Source organism: Magnetovibrio sp. PR-2 (assembly GCF_036689815.1).
Lineage (GTDB): Bacteria > Pseudomonadota > Alphaproteobacteria > Rhodospirillales > Magnetovibrionaceae > Magnetovibrio.
Genome location: NZ_JBAHUR010000011.1, coordinates 35468 through 50573 on the forward strand (window position 1 = coordinate 35468; position 15106 = coordinate 50573).

Annotated in this window: 15 protein-coding genes; 3 read left to right on the forward strand and 12 right to left on the reverse strand. The window is 55.4% G+C overall.

Annotation, left to right across the window (positions count from 1 at the left end; all coding sequences use genetic code 11):
• Positions 1–18: 18 nt before the first annotated feature.
• A complete protein-coding gene (locus V5T82_RS13340) occupies positions 19–342 on the reverse strand; it encodes a hypothetical protein (RefSeq protein WP_332896150.1) in 324 nt (107 codons plus the stop codon).
• Between the two features lie 203 nt (positions 343–545).
• Here V5T82_RS13340 and V5T82_RS13345 point away from each other — a divergent pair, with 203 nt between their 5' ends.
• Complete coding sequence (locus V5T82_RS13345; protein ID WP_332896151.1) at positions 546–1628, forward strand: permease; 1083 nt, start codon at positions 546–548, stop codon at positions 1626–1628.
• Here the strand turns inward: V5T82_RS13345 and V5T82_RS13350 are convergent.
• The 3 genes from V5T82_RS13350 to thrC all read right to left on the reverse strand — a co-directional run bounded on the left by V5T82_RS13350 (position 1625) and on the right by thrC (position 5415).
• Positions 1625–2614: a TAXI family TRAP transporter solute-binding subunit gene (locus tag V5T82_RS13350; protein ID WP_332896152.1), complete on the reverse strand. Its 990-nt coding sequence runs from the start codon at positions 2612–2614 to the stop codon at positions 1625–1627. The genes V5T82_RS13345 and V5T82_RS13350 overlap by 4 nt on opposite strands.
• A 117-nt stretch (positions 2615–2731) precedes the next feature.
• Positions 2732–4012 (reverse strand): M16 family metallopeptidase, encoded by a 1281-nt coding sequence (locus V5T82_RS13355; RefSeq protein ID WP_442917708.1) that lies wholly within the window; start codon positions 4010–4012, stop codon positions 2732–2734.
• The gene (gene thrC, locus V5T82_RS13360) at positions 4009–5415 is read right to left on the reverse strand and encodes a threonine synthase (RefSeq protein ID WP_332896153.1); all 1407 of its coding nucleotides are present in this window, start codon (positions 5413–5415) and stop codon (positions 4009–4011) included. The genes V5T82_RS13355 and thrC overlap by 4 nt, the downstream gene beginning before the upstream one ends.
• A gap of 107 nt (positions 5416–5522) precedes the next feature.
• Here thrC and V5T82_RS13365 point away from each other — a divergent pair, with 107 nt between their 5' ends.
• Together V5T82_RS13365 and V5T82_RS13370 are read left to right on the forward strand one after the other, a co-directional pair.
• Positions 5523–5888 (forward strand): CidA/LrgA family protein, encoded by a 366-nt coding sequence (locus V5T82_RS13365; RefSeq protein ID WP_332896154.1) that lies wholly within the window; start codon positions 5523–5525, stop codon positions 5886–5888.
• Between the two features lies 1 nt (position 5889).
• A complete protein-coding gene (locus V5T82_RS13370; RefSeq protein WP_332896155.1) occupies positions 5890–6609 on the forward strand; it encodes an LrgB family protein in 720 nt (239 codons plus the stop codon).
• 332 nt (positions 6610–6941) lie between these two features.
• On the opposite strand, the gene V5T82_RS13375 is transcribed toward V5T82_RS13370, so the two are convergent.
• From V5T82_RS13375 to V5T82_RS13410, 8 genes are all read right to left on the reverse strand, one after another.
• Positions 6942–8435 carry a carboxypeptidase M32 gene (locus V5T82_RS13375; protein WP_332896156.1) on the reverse strand — a complete coding sequence of 498 codons (1494 nt, stop codon included), beginning with the start codon at positions 8433–8435 and terminating at the stop codon, positions 6942–6944.
• 3 nt (positions 8436–8438) lie between these two features.
• Positions 8439–9410 carry a heme o synthase gene (gene cyoE / locus V5T82_RS13380; protein ID WP_332896157.1) on the reverse strand — a complete coding sequence of 324 codons (972 nt, stop codon included), beginning with the start codon at positions 9408–9410 and terminating at the stop codon, positions 8439–8441.
• A gap of 97 nt (positions 9411–9507) precedes the next feature.
• Entirely contained in the window at positions 9508–10962 is a 1455-nt protein-coding gene (locus V5T82_RS13385; RefSeq protein WP_332896158.1) for a cbb3-type cytochrome c oxidase subunit I, read from the reverse strand.
• Positions 10963–10973: 11 nt separating this feature from the next.
• Positions 10974–11441, reverse strand: a complete 468-nt coding sequence (locus tag V5T82_RS13390; RefSeq protein ID WP_332896159.1) for a DUF420 domain-containing protein — start codon at positions 11439–11441, stop codon at positions 10974–10976.
• Between the two features lie 15 nt (positions 11442–11456).
• The gene (locus V5T82_RS13395; protein ID WP_332896160.1) at positions 11457–11657 is read right to left on the reverse strand and encodes a hypothetical protein; all 201 of its coding nucleotides are present in this window, start codon (positions 11655–11657) and stop codon (positions 11457–11459) included.
• Positions 11658–11839: 182 nt separating this feature from the next.
• On the reverse strand, positions 11840–13477 hold the full coding sequence (locus V5T82_RS13400; RefSeq protein WP_332896161.1) for a cytochrome c oxidase subunit I: 1638 nt from the start codon (positions 13475–13477) through the stop codon (positions 11840–11842).
• Between the two features lie 83 nt (positions 13478–13560).
• Positions 13561–14271 (reverse strand): cytochrome c oxidase subunit II, encoded by a 711-nt coding sequence (locus tag V5T82_RS13405; RefSeq protein ID WP_332896162.1) that lies wholly within the window; start codon positions 14269–14271, stop codon positions 13561–13563.
• Positions 14271–15101 (reverse strand): SCO family protein, encoded by an 831-nt coding sequence (locus tag V5T82_RS13410; protein ID WP_332896163.1) that lies wholly within the window; start codon positions 15099–15101, stop codon positions 14271–14273. The genes V5T82_RS13405 and V5T82_RS13410 overlap by 1 nt, the downstream gene beginning before the upstream one ends.
• Positions 15102–15106: the final 5 nt, after the last annotated feature.

Here is a 15106-nt window from a genome sequence, read left to right on the forward strand (position 1 = left end):
GTTTGCGCTAAGCCGTGATTATTCGGCTTTGGTTTGCGGCTGAACCGGTTGTACCGGCTGAACAGCTTGGGGGTATGCATACGGCGTATAACCGTAGCCATATCCCGGATAGCCATAACCGTAGCCGGGATTGCCGTAGCCATATCCCGGATAGCCGTAGCCATAACCGGGATAGCCACCCCAGTTGTTGCCACCCCACGGGCCGCCACCCCATGGACCGCCGCCCCAGTTGTTGTTTCCCCAGTTCCACGGCCAGGTCCAAGCTTCGGCTTGGTTCGGCTGAGCGAACAGGGCAAAGGCAGCGACGAGGACGCCAGCGAAAATGATGGATAGTTTTTTCATGTCTTATTCCTCCCAAATGGGTGCTCTAAACAGAGCTCGATCGATCGTTTGATCGCACCAGTCAAAGGCGCATGCCCCATGATTATACATTAGCAATGCATAATATAAAAGTCCGTCATGGAATTATCACACGGGTTCATATTGACATAACTAGAAAACTAGTTTTATAGTGTTTGAAAGTGAAATCAGACTGGAAAATTGTCATGTCCTCAAATGAAGCCGCTGCCCAGAAAACGTCCTGTTGTTCAACGTCCTCAGCGCCGGATCCCAAATCCGCTCCGTGGTACACGAAGTTCAAGATTGAAAAAGCGTGGTTGGCTTCGGCCGTCATTTTGGGGGTGCTGGCTGTGGTCGTGCCTGAACAGCTGCAACCCAGTGCGGTGTTTGTCTGGGATGCGGTTTTGGGCATTTTGCCGTTTTTACTTCTGGCTGTGGCCAGTGCGGCTTATGCCGGGGCCAGCGGTGCGGACAATCTGATCGCCAAGGCCTTTTCCGGCCACATCGCTGTCATGGTGTTGGTGGCGGCTTCGTTTGGCGCACTTTCGCCATTTTGTTCGTGCGGTGTGATTCCGCTGATCGCGGCTTTGTTGGCCATGGGGGTGCCCTTGGCCCCGGTGATGGCGTTTTGGCTGGCGTCGCCGCTGATGGATCCGACCATGTTTTTTGTCACGTCCGGTGAGCTGGGCATGGACTTCGCCATCGCCAAAACCATGGCGGCGTTTGGTGTTGGATTAATGGGGGGGTATGGCACGCTGATCCTGTCGTCTACACCGCTGTTGACCAATCCGCTGCGCGAAGGTGTCGGCAATGGCGGGTGTGGGGCATCGACGGTTCGCGCGCCCAAGGCCGTGCACTGGGCGTTTTGGCAAGACCCCGCGCGTCGTCAAAAATTCTGGTCCGAAGGCCTGAAGTCCGCGCTGTTTTTGCTCAAATGGTTGGTGTTGGCGTATTTGCTGGAAAGCTTGATGGTAGCGTACGTGCCCCCCAGTCTGATCGCGGACGTGGCGGGTGATGGTGGCTTGCTGTCCATCTTCGTTGCGAGCCTCATCGGTGTGCCCGCTTATTTGAACGGTTATGCCGCGGTGCCTTTGGTCAGTGGCTTGATCCAGGGCGGCATGGCGCCCGGCGCAGGTATGGCGTTTTTGATCGCAGGTGGGGTCACCAGCTTACCCGCAGCAATCGCCGTGTATGCCTTGGCCCGCTTGCCCGTGTTTGGCCTCTACTTGGCCTTTTCACTGGGCGGTGCGACGTTGGTTGGTTTGCTGTTCCAAGCGTGGGCGGTTTAGCGCGGCGCGCGCACCTTATCCACGGACGGATTAAACCCCATGTTCATGAAGTGCTTGAGCGCGCCGTCGTGCAGCTCGGCGGAGTGTTCATAGTTCACCATATCGTCCGGCTTTAAATGGAAGAACGCTGAGTGGGCAAAACGAAAATCGATGAAGTCGTCGAACACGGATTGGATCACCCGTTTCACAACCCGGTCAGACTGGCGTATGGAGGTCATCAACGTTGCCGTCACGCCAAACGTCGGCACAGGTGCAGGCGTGCCGTTGTAAGAGTCCGCGGGAATACGCAAGCGGGAATAATAGGGGAACTTTTCCACCAGCTTCAGGGTCAGCTTGTCATAGGCGGACACAATCTCGACGTCGCATTTGGCTGATGTGTCTTTGATGTGGTCGCTCATATGCCCGATGGTGACGACGAAGGCGTCGATTTCATTGTTGCACAGCAACTCACTTTGTTTTTGCAGATCGCTTTTGGTGACTTTGGCGAAGTCTTTAAACGACCATTTGCGCATGCCCATCATCAACTTCATGTCGGTGTACTGGCCCGAATTTGGATGGCCCACATCGACGCGTTTGCCTTTGAGATCACGCAGGTGGTGAATACCCGCGTCTTTCCGGGCAACAATGGTGAAGGCTTCGTTGTGCAACGCGAGAGCTGCGCGCAAGGAATCATCGGGGCCGAATTTCTTATACGGGCCAAAGCCTTTGACGGCGTAGTACTGTGCGTCGGATTGCACGATGCCAAAATCGGCCTCACCGTTTTGTATGCGGCGGATATTTTCCGCTGATCCCTTGGACGGGATCGCCCGACACTCAATGCCATGCTTTCTTGTATTCTTATTGACCGCCGCGCAAATGGCTTGTCCCGCCGGGTAATAGACCCCGGACGTGCTGCCTGTGGAGATGGTGATGGCGGTAAAAGCCCCTGCTTGAAGCGGTAGAAAGCTCACAAGTAGAGCTGCAGCTGTGCCCGTTAATTTCAGCATATCCCATTCCTCAAAGAATAATTTTTAACCAGTCTAATCGGAATAATATTGTGTGTCGCTCAAAAAGTGTATGCGCGGCATGGACTACGCTTCTGATTTATATGAGAAATGCGGGTTTTAACCCAGACGTGCTTTGAAGGTGTCGAAGTCTTCGACTTGGTCGATGGGGCCAAGGCTGGCCAGCGTCGGGGCGGATGAGAAAATTTCTTCCGATACACGTTTGATGGTGGCCGCATCCACGGCTTCGATCTTGGAAACGGCTTCCGTTACAGGAATAGCGCGCCCGAAAATCATCATCTGACGCGCCAATTGTTCGGCGCGCGATGAGGTGCTTTCCAGGCTCATCAACACGGATGATTTCAGCTGGGCTTTGGCGCGGATCAGTTCTTTTTCATCCAAGGTCTGTGTCATTTTGCCGATCTCGTCACACACCACGGGGATCAGTTCGGCGACTTCTTTTTCGCCCGTGCCGGCATAGATGCCCAACACACCCGTGTCGGCGTAAGCAGTGATGAAGCTGTAAACTGAATACACCAGACCACGTTTTTCGCGGACCTCTTGGAACAGGCGCGACGACATGCCGCCGCCAAACAACATGGACATGACCGAAGCGGCGTAAAAATCGTCGTCGGTGTAGTTGTAAGCTTCGAAGCCCATCAACAATTGAACCTGTTCGATGTCACGCTGCTCGCGGATGTCGCCGCCGACATAGTGGGCCGTTTCGTTTTCACGTTGGGACGTGGCAACCGTCGCACCTGCAAATTGGGTCTGTGCCATTTCGACCAAACGGTCGTGTTCGAAGTTGCCCGCCGCAGCCATGACCATAGCGTCCGGGCAATAGTGTCCCTTCATATAATCCAAAACATCACCGCGGGGCATGTTGGATATACCGTCAAACGTACCCAGCACTGGGCGGCCTAAGGGTTGGTTGGGGAAACACGCATCTTGGAACAGATCGAAGATCACATCGTCGGGGGTGTCTTGGGCTTGGTTGATTTCTTGCAAAATCACGCCGCGCTCGCGTTCCAGCTCTTCACTGTCCAGCGTTGCGTTCAAGACCAGGTCGGAAACCATATCGACGGCGAGACCTAAGTCTTCTTTGAGGACCTTGGCGTAGTAAGCCGTGCTTTCGCGTGATGTGTAGGCATTGATGTGCCCGCCGACGTCTTCGATTTCTTCGGCGAAGGCTTGGGCAGAACGCTTTTTGGTGCCCTTGAACGTCATGTGTTCCAGCATGTGGGACACGCCGTTGACTTTGGGCGCTTCGTTGCGCGCGCCTGCTTCGATCCACACACCTGCCGACGCGGTTTCCACGCTGGGCATTTCATCTGTGATGATGTTCAGGCCGTTATCCAGCCGAGTGATTTTGACGGAGGTGTTCTCAGGGGAATTGTTCAAAGTTTACCGCGTTCTTTCAATGTGGTTTCGATGTAGCCTTTGACAGCGTCGAAGCTGCCGGGCAGTTCAACCAAACGTTCTTCTCGTTCATATAGGTCGGAAAGATGCGCAGGCAACTGAGGATGTACGCCGGACGCCGCTTTCACCGCGTCCGGGAACTTTGCCGGGTGCGCGGTGGCCAAGCAAATCATCGGGATATTCAAGTCTTTGCGCTTGGCGCGCGCGGCACCAATGCCGATGGCCGAGTGGGTGTCCAACAGGTATCCGTTTTCCTTGTGAATGTCGCCGATCAGTTTCGCCGTGCTGGCATCGTCGAAGCGTTCACCGTCCATAATGGCCTTTAGACGCGTCATCACGTCGTCCGTGACGTCGTAAGAGCCGGTATTTTTAAAGCTGTCCATGGCGGCGGTCAGGGCGGCGGCGTCGCGGTCCATCAATTCGAACAAGAAGCGTTCGAAGTTGGACGAGATCTGGATGTCCATAGACGGGCTGGTGGTGGCCACCACGCCTTTGGATTCCATCGCCCCTTGTTCAATAAAGCGGATCAAAATGTCGTTGGCGTTAGACCCAATGATGAATTGATCGACGGGAAGGCCCATCTTCATCGCCACAATACCGGCCAACACGTTGCCGAAGTTGCCTGTGGGGACCGAGAACGAAACCTTAGTGTCCGGTGCGCCGGCTTTCAGCCCGGCCCAGAAGTAATACACCACCTGCGCCATGATGCGCGCCCAGTTGATGGAGTTCACTGCGGACAGGTTCACCTGATCGCGGAATTCTTCGTCGTTGAACAGGGCCTTGACCGTGTTTTGGCAATCGTCGAAGTTCCCGTCCAAGGCGATGTTGTGCACGTTTTCTGAGAGCACTGTCGACATTTGGCGGCGTTGGACTTCGGAGACCTTGCCGTTGGGGAACATGATGAAGATTTCAATGTTGTCGCGATCGCGGCACGCTTCGATGGCGGCCGAACCCGTGTCGCCCGACGTTGCCCCCGCAATGGTCAGCTTCGCGCCGCGCTTGGTCAGCACGTGGTCGAACATGCGGCCCAGGAACTGAAGCGCGTAATCTTTGAAGGCCAAAGTGGGGCCGTGGAACAGCTCTAACACAAACTCGTTTTCGCCCAATTCGACCAAGGGGGCGACGTCAGCGTGGTCGAACCCGGCGTAGGTGTCTTCGACAATGGCTTTGAGATCTGCGGCGTCAATGACGTCTTCGACGAACGGGGTCATCACTTTGACGGCCAGTTCGGTGTAGCTCAAGCCTTTGAAATAAGACAGTTCTTCGGTTGAGAACTGCGGCCAGGTTTCGGGCATATACAGGCCCCCGTCGCGGGCCAGGCCCGCCAACAGAACGTCGTCGAATGCGAGTTTAGGGGCTTCCCCCCGGGTGCTGATGTACTTCACGGTCTTCGGTCCGTTGAACTGTTATAAAAAAGTGCTCCCTTTCTTAGTGGGCGCAGGCCAAAATGTCCATGCGAAGATGGTATTTTTGAAGATTTGGATGTGAAGCCATGAGCCTTGGTTTTGTGACAGTTTTGTTGGTGTGCCAGTTGGCAGGCGAAGTGATTTCCAAGGGATTGGCGTTGCCGCTGCCCGGTCCTGTGGTGGGCATGGCGATTTTGTTCGTCGTCTTGGTGATGAAGGGGGACTTGCCCGACGGCCTGAAAGACACGGCAACGGGATTGCTCAAACATCTTTCCCTGTTGTTTGTGCCTGCGGGCGTAGGCGTGATGATGCATCTGCATTTGCTGCGCGATGAATGGCAGGCGATCTCTGCGGCTTTGCTGGTCAGCACCGTGCTCACCATAGCCGTGACGGCTTTGGCGATGGTGGGGCTCAGCCGGGTGTTCAAAACCAGTGATGAGGGGGAGAGCTGATATGAGCGGTGAATTTTATCAAATCTGGGTCTACCTCTCCACCACACCCTTATTGGGGCTGACCGTAACGTTGGTGGCGTATCAAGCGGGCATGTGGATTTACACCCGCGCCAACCTTCACCCGTTGCTCAATCCGGTGCTGATCGCGGTGGTGTTGCTGGTGGGATTGTTGATGGTGACGGGCACGGACTACCGCACGTACTTTGACGGCGCACAGTTTGTGCACTTCATGTTGGGCCCGGCGACGGTGGCGTTGGCGGTGCCGCTGTATCAACAGTTTCAAAAGGTCAAAAAGTCCTTTGTCTTGATTTTGGTCTCCATCGTCACGGGCTCCACCGTGGCGGCGCTCAGCGCCATTGGGGTGGCGTGGTTGATGGGCACGACCCAAGAAACGCTGTTGTCACTCGCACCCAAATCCGTCACAGCACCCATTGCCATGGGCATTGCCGAAGCCACAGGCGGTGTGCCGTCACTGACCGCCGTGTTGGTCATTTTGACAGGCATCTTGGGCGCTGTGCTTGGCACCTGGACGCTCAATGCTTTGCGGATTAAAGATTGGCGTGCGCGCGGTCTCGCCATGGGTACCGCGAGCCACGGAATCGGCACGGCCCGCGCCCTTCAGGTGAACGAAATCGCAGGTGCTTTTGCCAGTCTTGCCATGGGGCTGAACGGCTTGGCGACGGCTGTGTTGTTGCCCATACTGATTGGTCTGATTTTCTAAACAAGTGGGGGAAGCCCCAGTTTACGCCATTTTTTCATTATAGTGGCGGGGGTTGTGAGCGAATTCAGAATAACACTCACTATTAGATTAGCATTTTCTAATTGACATATTTCGAAAATATGACAATTTCGCGCGCGTCCTCCCCACCAATCATAAAAAGGCCACCTAGCGGCCGCACATCCTTTAGGAGACTTCAAATGGGCTTTATCCGTAACCTCGGCAACGACAACATCCCCCTTCTGTTCATCCTCATCGGCGCCGTGATGTTGGGCTGGTTGTTCTTTGGCGACGCTATTCAAGCGGCCATCTAACACAAAGTTTTTCTCAAAAGCTTAGTCGTTCAAGTAGCGCGCTTTTAAGTGCGTCTTGAAATATTGGGCGTTCAACGGCTCGCCCGTGGCTTGGGTGATGAGATCTTGGGTGGGTAAGCTGCAGCCTTTGGCGTGAATATTTGCGCGCAGCCAGCCCATCAAGGGGGAGAAATCCCCCTTAGCGATGGACGGCAGAATTTCTGGTTTGTCAGCTTTGGCTTTGGCAAACAGTTGTGCCGCCGTCATGGCGCCCAGGGTATAGGTGGGGAAGTACCCCCACGCTCCGTCATACCAGTGAATGTCTTGCAGGCAGCCTTCGCGGTCTGTGGGCGGTGTGATGCCCAACAGCTTTTCCAAACCTTCATTCCACGCACCGGGCAAATCCTTCAGCTGAAGATCGCCCGCAATGGCGGCGCGTTCCAATTCAAAGCGCAAGATCACGTGAGCGGGGTAGGTGACCTCGTCGGCGTCTACGCGGATGACCCCCTTTTCGACTTTGGTGTAAAGCCGGGTGAGGTTCGGGGCTTCCCAAGCGGGGCCTGAGCCGCCAAAGGCTTTGCGCATCAAGGGGGCTGCGTACTCTAAAAACTCCGGTGAGCGGCACGCTTGCATTTCGATCAGCAAAGATTGGCTTTCGTGCACACTCATGCCCCGGTCAGACCCCACCGGTTGGCCGCGCCAATCTTTGGGCAGGCCTTGGTCGTAGATGGCGTGCCCGGTTTCGTGCAGCACACCCATGAGCGCCGAGGTAAAGTCCGCCGCGTCATAACGTGTGGTCAGGCGCACGTCGTCATATGTGCCGCCGCAAAAAGGATGGTGGCTCTCGTCCAAACGGCCGTGGTCAAAATCAAAGCCCAGTGCGGCCATGAAGGTTTGGCCCAGTGCTTTTTGTTTTTCCGGCGGGAAGGGGCCTTCTAAGGGCAGAATATCCGGCCCCGCAGTTTGTTTGGCCAACACGTCGTCCAAGAAATTCGGCAAGAAGTCTTTGAGATCGGCAAACACGACGGCGATATCCTCGGTCCGTCCGTCGGGCTCATAGCTGTCGAGCAATGCATCATACAGGCCGACGCCCAGTTTCTCGGACTTGGCCTGAGCCTCTTGACGCACCAGGTTCAAGACCTCTTCCAGGGCGGGCAGGACGGCATTGAAATCCGCGTCTTGGCGGGCTTGGCGCCAAATGGTTTCGCATTTGGTGCAGGCCCGGGTGAAGGCGTCGACGAAGTCCGCATCCAAGGCGTTGGCATGCACCCAAGATTTGCGCATCTCTTTGACGTTGGCCTGCTGCCAATCGCTTAAATGCTGATCGGCTTCGGCCCCGTCCAATAGATCTGGCAGGGCGGGGTCGGTGAGCATGCCGTGATGCAGGGTTTTGAGCACCGCCAACTGTTCGGTGCGGCTATGGATACCGCCCGGCGGCATCATCGCCGACATATCCCAGTGCAGCATGGAAATGGAGCCACCCAGCGCATCCAAGCGCTTAAAGCGGTTCTCTAAGTCGTCATAAGGTTTTTTCATACCCTAGAAGGTAACAGGCATCGGTAGCCATGCAATCCTGTCGATCAGCAAAAATGCAAAAATCAGGAACAGATACAGGATCGAAAATAAGAACGTCGGACGCGCATGCTTGTCTTCTTTGTCTTTGAACAGCTTCCAGCAATGATGCAGGAACAACACACCGAGGGCCCCCGCACCTGCGGTATACAGCAACCCCGACATGCCAATAAAGCCGGGGATTAATGTTACCGGAACCAACAGTGCGGTGTAGACAAGGATCTGGATTTTGGTGCGGTGACTGCCGACCACAACGGGCATCATGGGCACGCCGACACGTTCATAGTCGCCATGGCGGAACAGGGCCAAAGCCCAGGTGTGCGGCGGCGTCCATAAAAAGATGATCAAGAACAAAATGCCGGATGCAAAGCTGAAATCGCCTGTGACGGACACCCAGCCGATCATCGGCGGAAACGCCCCGGACGCACCGCCGATGACGATGTTTTGCGGGGTCGAGCGCTTCAGCCACATGGTGTACAGGAACACGTAGTACAAGATTGTGAACAGCAACAGACCGGAGGCTTCGGAGTTCACACCGAAATACATCACCACGACCGAAAATACCGCCAGCACGACACCAAACACTAGGGCCTGGGTCGGTTCGACCTTGCCCGCCGGGATGGGGCGCTTTTGCGTGCGCTTCATGAATTGATCGATGTCGCGGTCGTACCACATGTTGATGGCACCCGACGCCCCTGCGCCGATGGCGATGCATGCGATGGACAGCAAAGCTTGCCACCACACAATGTGCCCTGGCGCTAAAACCATGCCGGTGATGGCGGTGAAGACCACCAAAAACATCACCCGCGGTTTGAGCAAGTTGGCATAGTCCGCCACGCGGAAGCGGTAACCTTCCGTTGCTTTGACGTGTTCAGCGTGAACCGCTTCGTCGTCGCGCTCTTGGTTCGCGTGGTCTGCGGTGTTGTCAGCCACTGTCATGATCCCCTCAGCATTCCCCAGATGTCTCCCGGTCATCTTGATTATTCCTTATCCATGTAGGAACTCGGCCTCCCCTGACCCAGTTCTTTCCTATGTGTTATTCGGTTTTTTTCTGGCCTCCCAGTAGCGCGCTGGCTGTCACCCAGACAAACAGGGCGCCGCCGATAATCGCCAAAAGGCCGGCTCCGCCGTTGAGCCCCATGCCAAGCTTCATAGCAAAGCCGTCGAGGCCTTGGTCCGCGCCCGCCGTTTTGCGCGCCGCCCCATGGCCGCCTGCGATGAACAGGCCGCTGCTGGCCAAGGCTTGGGACACGCCAAACAGCCACACCGACGCCAGTGCCAGCTTGGGCTGCGTGATGGTGCGGCCCAGCAAGGGCAAGAAAACCACGTAATAGAGCGCAATGAACGACAAGGTCACGCCGGCGATCATGCCGTGATAATGCGCAGGCGTGCGGGTGTCTTGTCCGTCGACGAACAATCCCATGACGCCGCCGATGCCAAACACCAAAGGGCTCAAGACCAACGCCACAAAGCCTGGGTTTTTCCAGGGCTTGTTTGTGCCCGTCATTAAGTTTTTGACCAAGGGCAAGGCGACGATCAGTGTCACAGGGGCAAAGGCGTATTGCCAGTTGGTGAACGCCAACAGCCAGTCGGCGCTAAAGATTTCGTAGAAAACGGAAATCAGCGACGTTGTGAACGCAGCCACAGCCAGCAGCCCTAAAGCCAACACAACGGTCATGGGGTTGAACGTGCTTGGGCCGAAAACGCTGGACGAGATGGCGTACCAAGCGCCGAGCAAAAGGGCCACATTGATGAACTGCAGCACATGGCCGCCGGCCCAGAACAGTTCTTCGTTGAATTGATGTGTAATGGGCTGTCCATCGAGCAGCTTCCAGGTGAACAGAAAGTAGCCGAACGCCAACAGGTAGACGGCGGCAGAGACAAGGCCCGCCAAGCTCAACACATCGATGCCTTGGCCGTGCTCTGCTTTTGCAGCTGCGGGGCGCTCCCAAAGGTTCACCAACGCAAAGGCGGCCATGAAAGCCATGGCGACGGCCAAAACCAACAAAGACAGATAGAACATCGGGCTGGTGACGACGGGCACGTAGTTGCTCATCACCGGTTCGCCCACCAGCATGGGGAACAGGGACAGGGCCTCTTCGGACAGCGGCAGCACGGGCGTAAACATGCCGGCGACCGCGACCACGGCGAAACGGAATGCGGCGAATTCCAAAACAGTCAGACGAGGGCTGCCGTTCGACAAACGATACGCGGTTACGTGCGCCACGGCGGCAAAAATACACAGGAAAAACACGACGAAGCTAAAGTCGACGTGCACCACCAAAAAGCGGTGAAAGTTCGCAACGAACCACGGGAAATAATCGCTGATGCCCGGTGCGCGTCCAAATGCCAATGGCAAAGCAAACAGGCCCGCCGTGCCCAAAACGATCAAACCCAGAACCACCCAGCGCGTCAGCCACAGGCGCGCGCCCGGACCGTCCATGACAGTGTGCAGGCGGTCCATGAGCGGGGGCAGGGCGGGTGCGTGCATGGCCTGTTGCTCTATTGACCGGGCAGGTTCAAGCCAGAGGCTTGGCACAGGCCCGTGCACGGCCAGATGTGCAGCGCCATGACGTAAACGATCACGCCCGTGAGCGCGACAAAGAACCAAATCGGCCACGCCCACTTCACGGTTTTTCTGTGGGCATCAAAGTTGCGTTTGATGGCGTGAAACACCGCCATGGGCACCAAAGGGGTCGCAGCAACGGCACCCACCACGTGCACGATCAAGATGGTGAAATAGATCGGACGGATAATGCCTTCGCCACCGAATTTCGCGAGACCGGAATTGAAGTGATAATAGAGATAAAACGCCAAGAACACAGCCGACACGACAAGTGCTGCGATCATGGTCTTTTTGTGGGCTTGGATATTGCCGCCTTTGACAAAGCTGCGCGCCATCCACAACAGCACCACGGTTACAGCGTTTAAAACAGCATTGATATGCGGAATGGTTGTGACTTCGATCATGTCTGGCGGTCCGGGTCAGTTGTGCAGTTGCGTGTCTTCTTTGATGGGCTGGTCAGCACCCACCCCGACGTAGCCGTAGTTTTGAATACGGTACATGGTGCCTGCGTACATGCCGATACCGACGATCAGGAACAAAGCGCCCATGATCCAAAGACGCGCACGTGGAATTTCCGGACGTGCGGCTGGTTTGGACTCGTTTTGAGCCGTTTCGTTCATTGGTGAACTCCCCATCTTTTTTCTGTGTTCCAGATATACATTTTTAGGGCTCTTATCGCAAGGAAAGAGCCGAAAAAACCCGTTAAAATTCAAGGTTTTTTGCGATTTTGGGGCGGATCCTGCCAACAAAAAAGCGGGGGCCCGAAAGCCCCCGCTTGATGTGTTGGTCAGATGTTTCTGACTTAGCCTTTGGTGTACTCGTAAGGCGACCAGTTTTCGTCGACAATCACGTCTGTGTCGCCGAAGTTACCCGGGCCCGGAGGCGAAGCCGTGTGGGTCCATTCCAAAGACTTGGAATTCCACGGGTTGGTCGGCGCCGGTTTGCCATTGAACGCGGAGGCAATGAAGTTGATGAATTGCAACAGCATGCCAATGGCGATCACGCCTGCACCGATGGTGGCGATGAAATGGAACTCTTGGAAACTGCGTCCCAGGACTTCAACATCCTTGAACATTTCATAGTCCCAGTAACGACGCGGCATGCCTTCTTTACCGATGATGAACAGCGGCCAGAAAGTGACGTTCACACCGACGAAGTTCAGCCAGAAGCTGATGGTTGCCATCGGACCGTCGGCAAAACGACCGGTCATTTTGGGGAACCAGTAGTAAATGCCGGCGAACAGCGCAAACGCCGAGAACAACGCCATGATGAAGTGGAAGTGAGCGTGCACATAAGACGTTTCCGACAGGTGCAGCGTCATGGACGGAATAGCCAGCGGAATACCCGTCAAACCACCCAACAAAATGAGATACAAGCAAGAAGCTGCGTACATCATTGCGGTGTTATACGTGATCGCACCTTTATAGAGCGTGCCCCACAAAGACAGGGTCAAGATACCCACCGGAACCGAGATCAGCAGCGTCGTGACCATGTGGCCCAGACGGATCCAGTCCGGCATGCCAGCGATGTACAGGTGGTGAACCCACACGATGCCAGCGATACCAACGATGCCCCAAATGCCGGCGTAGACGGCGGCTTTGTAGTTGAACACGCGGTTCTTCGCCATGGTCGCCATGATGTCGAACAAGATGCCGACGGCAGGCAAGAAGATCACGTAAACAGCCGGGTGCGAATAGAACCAGAACAAGTTCTGATACAGCAACACGTCACCACCCGCAGATGGATCGTAGAAGTGCGTGCCCAGATATTTGTCGAACAGCAACAAGGTTACGGCAGCAGCCAAAACAGGGATGAAGATCAACTGAATGACAAACGCGGCGACCGTGGTCCACACGAAGATGTTCAGCTGGTTCCAGCCCATGCCCGGTGCCCGCATGTAAATCACGGTGACCAAGAAGTTCACGGCGCCCAAAATGGACGAGAAGCCCAACAGGTGAACGGTGAACACGTACATGGACGTGTTGGAGGCCGACGTTACGGAGTACGGCGGATAGCCGGTCCACATGATGTCAGGACCATCAGGAACGATGAAGCTCAACAGCGCCAAAACGATGGCGAAGTAGAACAGCCAGACGGAAAACGCATTGATGCGCGGAAACGCCACATCGCGTGCGCCGATCATCAGCGGCAAGAAGTAGTTTGCCGCAAAGCCGGTCAGACCGGGGATCAGGAACGCCAAGATCATCGCTGCGCCGTGGAAATACAGATAACCGTTGTATTCCGTGCCGCTGCTGATGAACTGCATACCCAGTTCCATCTGTTCGAAACGAATGATCAAAGCCATCAGGCCGGCGACGCCAAACGCCGCCATGGAACCGACCAGGTACAAAACGCCAATGCGCTTGTGGTCAGTTGTTAAAAGCCACTCTTTCCAGGCCGGAGCCGCAGAGTGAGAAGCTGTGGTTGTCGGAGTACTCATAGGTTTTCTCTCCCTCCGGTGTCCTGCCCCGGAAATGCTATTTCCGGGATTAGCAGGCCACCAAAATCAATAAGCCAGGGGCCTTAGCCTTCAGCTGCCATTTTGGCGAGCCAGGCGTTGTATTCCGCTTGCGGAACCGCGTGGATCGGGTTGGACATCTGCGAGTGTGCTTCGCCGCAGAATTCTGCGCATTGCACAACGCCGTCAGTTTGTGCCTCAACCGGGTTGACCCAAATGTAGGTTTTGCGGCCCGGCATAATGTCTTCTTTGACGCGATATTTCGGAATACCGAACGAGTGGATCACGTCTTCGGACGTCATGCGGAATACCACCGGTTGACCCACTGGGATCATGACAGGCGTTTCCATATCGGCTTCGACCAAGACACCACCCGGATACTCATATTCGAAGTACCACTGGTAGCCGATGACTTTGACTTCCATGGCGTTGTCCGGAACACGACGGTAGTCGTTCCAAACGGTCCAACCGTTGGCGGCCAAGTAGAAGTCATCAGCCATAAAGATCGAAGCCGGGATCAGCGCAAAAGCAATCGACTGGACGGTCGTTAGCTTTTTCGCGGTTCCCACTTGATCGGGGCTGGTGGCGCGGAATTTGAACAACATCCAAACCGCGGCAATGGCCATGATCACGCCGATAACCGTGATATCTAACATCACCGTATCCCAGAGACGTTCCCACGACTCGTTGGGAACGGGCAGTTCCTTAGCGAAAGCTTGGCTAGACACCAACGTTGTGCCGACCAAGCCTGTCATTGCTGACAGAAATTTCATCATTAACTTAACCTCCCTCTCCTCCGTCTGCGGAACAACAGAACGGAAACTGCAAAGGACGAGACGCCTAAGGACAAGGCGCCCGCACCAACAAACAACGGAATGCTGACCGTGTATTTCCCCTCAGCATAGTTGTAACTGTAACAAAGACTTATGGCGTAATCGATGATCTCACCGGGCTTGAATTCCCCGGCTTTGGCATCAAAAACAGCCAGTTTGACATCCTGCGGCTCGGAGTTGAGTGCATACAACACCCGCGCCAGACGCCCTTCGGGCGTTAGGAACATGAAGGCGCCCGGATGGAAGAACGTCCGATCCTGGGGCGACCAGAAATATTTAAAACCAATGGTATCGGCGAAGCTTTTGATCTGCTCTTTGTCTTTGAACGTCGCAAACGTCCAAGAGCCGTTCATCTTCTCCGTCATCTGTAAGTGTTCTTTGAACGCGCCGATGGACTTAAGGTCGTCGTGTTCGTCGAACGAGATGGTCAGAACGTCGAAATCCTGACCGGGTTTGATCCCCTCGACCTCATCCAAAAGGGCGTTGAGGTCTTGGTTGATGACGGAACAACTGCCATCGCATGTGTAATAGGACAAAACCAATATCAGCGGCTTTCCGAGCTTATCGGCCAATTGAAACTCTTGGCCCTGCCCGTCGATCAGCGTGAAATCGCCGCTGACCTTCGCCCCTAAATATTCTTTTTCATCAATTTGGAAAATAGACGGATCGATGTCCGAAACCGGCACGGCACCGCCGTACTGCGCCTTGGCCGGGAAAGCGGCCAAAGCGCAGGCGGTTATGGCAGATGCCAAAAGTGTGCGGGTCCGGGACATCAACA

Excerpts from the sequence above, each read along its gene's own strand:
- V5T82_RS13410 (WP_332896163.1), bottom strand. The coding sequence starts at position 15,101 with ATGTCCCGGACCCGCACACTTTTGGCATCTGCCATAACCGCCTGCGCT.
- V5T82_RS13390 (WP_332896159.1), bottom strand. The coding sequence starts at position 11,441 with ATGATCGAAGTCACAACCATTCCGCATATCAATGCTGTTTTAAACGCT.
- V5T82_RS13375 (WP_332896156.1), bottom strand. The coding sequence starts at position 8,435 with ATGAAAAAACCTTATGACGACTTAGAGAACCGCTTTAAGCGCTTGGAT.
- V5T82_RS13385 (WP_332896158.1), bottom strand. The coding sequence starts at position 10,962 with ATGCACGCACCCGCCCTGCCCCCGCTCATGGACCGCCTGCACACTGTC.
- V5T82_RS13340 (WP_332896150.1), bottom strand. The coding sequence starts at position 342 with ATGAAAAAACTATCCATCATTTTCGCTGGCGTCCTCGTCGCTGCCTTT.
- cyoE (WP_332896157.1), bottom strand. The coding sequence starts at position 9,410 with ATGACAGTGGCTGACAACACCGCAGACCACGCGAACCAAGAGCGCGAC.
- V5T82_RS13405 (WP_332896162.1), bottom strand. The coding sequence starts at position 14,271 with ATGATGAAATTTCTGTCAGCAATGACAGGCTTGGTCGGCACAACGTTG.
- V5T82_RS13345 (WP_332896151.1), top strand. The coding sequence starts at position 546 with ATGTCCTCAAATGAAGCCGCTGCCCAGAAAACGTCCTGTTGTTCAACG.
- V5T82_RS13395 (WP_332896160.1), bottom strand. The coding sequence starts at position 11,657 with ATGAACGAAACGGCTCAAAACGAGTCCAAACCAGCCGCACGTCCGGAA.
- V5T82_RS13370 (WP_332896155.1), top strand. The coding sequence starts at position 5,890 with ATGAGCGGTGAATTTTATCAAATCTGGGTCTACCTCTCCACCACACCC.
- V5T82_RS13400 (WP_332896161.1), bottom strand. The coding sequence starts at position 13,477 with ATGAGTACTCCGACAACCACAGCTTCTCACTCTGCGGCTCCGGCCTGG.
- V5T82_RS13350 (WP_332896152.1), bottom strand. The coding sequence starts at position 2,614 with ATGCTGAAATTAACGGGCACAGCTGCAGCTCTACTTGTGAGCTTTCTA.
- V5T82_RS13365 (WP_332896154.1), top strand. The coding sequence starts at position 5,523 with ATGAGCCTTGGTTTTGTGACAGTTTTGTTGGTGTGCCAGTTGGCAGGC.